Origin of the sequence: Dietzia cercidiphylli, from assembly GCF_014145145.1 — a bacterium.
Taxonomy (GTDB): Bacteria; Actinomycetota; Actinomycetes; order Mycobacteriales; family Mycobacteriaceae; genus Dietzia; species Dietzia natronolimnaea.
The window spans coordinates 1-1,418 of the sequence record NZ_JAALEA010000416.1; the positions used below are offsets into that span (position 1 = coordinate 1).

A 1,418-nucleotide genomic window follows, 5' to 3' on the forward strand; every position below is an offset into this window, starting at 1 on the left:
GGAATCGGCGTGCGGCGTCGTAGGGTGTTGCGCGTGACGACCCGACTGCCCGTCGTGACGGTGACCTATTCTCCCGGCGACCACCTCCGCCACTTCGTCGAGACCCTGCCCGGGTCCACGACGCGGCCGGTGGGGTTGGTGATGGCGGACAACGGCTCCACCGACGGCGCGCCCGAGGCGGCGGCGGCCGCGCACGACTTCGCCGAGTTCTTCCCGACGGGCGGGAACCTGGGGTACGGGACCGCCATCAACCGTGCCGTCACCGAGATCGCCCGGCGCCTAGGGGAGTTCGACCAGGAGTTCGTGCTGGTCGTCAACCCGGACGTGTGGTTCGAGCCGGGTTCCGTGGACGCGCTGCTCGCCGCCGCCCACCGGTGGCCCCGGGCGGCGGCGTTCGGCCCGAGGATCGCGGAGACCGACGGTTCGGTGTACCCCTCGGCCCGCGCCGTACCGCGGCTCGGCGCTGGTATCGGTCACGCCCTGCTGGGTCCGATGTGGCCGGGTAACCCGTGGACCGCCCGGTACCTCGACGACTCCGACATGGATTCCGAGCGGACCGCGGGGTGGTTGTCCGGGTCGTGTCTGCTGCTGCGGCGCGAGGCGTTCGACGCGCTCGGCGGGTTCGACGAGCGGTACTTCATGTACCTGGAGGACGTGGACCTGGGGGACCGGCTCGGCCGAGCAGGGTGGCAGAGCGTCTACGTGCCGTCGTCGGTGATCCACCACGACCAGGGGCACGCGGCCAGGACCGTGCCGGAGTTCACGCTCCGGGCACACCACGACAGCGCGTACCTGTTCCAGGCGGACAGGCATCCGGCCGCGTGGCAGGCACCGATACGCTGGGCGCTCAAGGCGGGTCTGGAACTACGGTGCCGCCTCGCGATCCGGTCCGCCCGGCGCGATCTTCGCTGACGCGCCGGACGAGACCATCCACCGGCCCGTGTGGGCCGCGCGAGCGCGCGGCCGGGGCCCCACGACATCGGGAGTAGGACTGTGACCTCGACGACCCCCTCCAGCGCCGAGCCGCGCGATCTGATCGCCGACACCGAGGCGGTGGTCCTGGTGGGCGGCAAGGGGACCCGCCTGCGGCCGCTGACCATCTCGGCGCCCAAGCCCATGTTGCCCACGGCCGGTCTGCCCTTCCTCACCCATCTGCTCTCGCGGATCCGGGCGGCGGGCATCCGGCGCGTGGTGCTGGGCACGTCGTTCAAGGCGGAGGTGTTCGAGGAGCATTTCGGGGACGGGTCCGACCTCGATCTGGAGCTGACGTACGTGGTGGAGACCGAGCCACTGGGCACGGGCGGCGGCATCCGCAACGTCCTGGACGAGCTCACCGCCTCGACGATCATGGTGTTCAACGGCGACGTGCTGGGCGGGACCGATCTCACCCGGATCCTCGATCTCCACCACGCCAAGAG

2 protein-coding genes are annotated in these 1,418 nt (G+C 71.3%); both read left to right on the plus strand.

Annotated features, from left to right (window positions below):
* The first annotated feature begins 33 nt into the window (after nt 1-33).
* The gene (locus G6028_RS14255) at nt 34-912 is read left to right on the plus strand and encodes a glycosyltransferase (RefSeq protein WP_182659271.1); all 879 of its coding nucleotides are present in this window, start codon (nt 34-36) and stop codon (nt 910-912) included.
* 81 nt (nt 913-993) lie between these two features.
* Nucleotides 994-1,418 (plus strand): sugar phosphate nucleotidyltransferase (locus tag G6028_RS14260; RefSeq protein WP_182659272.1); only part of this gene is annotated, 425 nt, incomplete at its 3' end.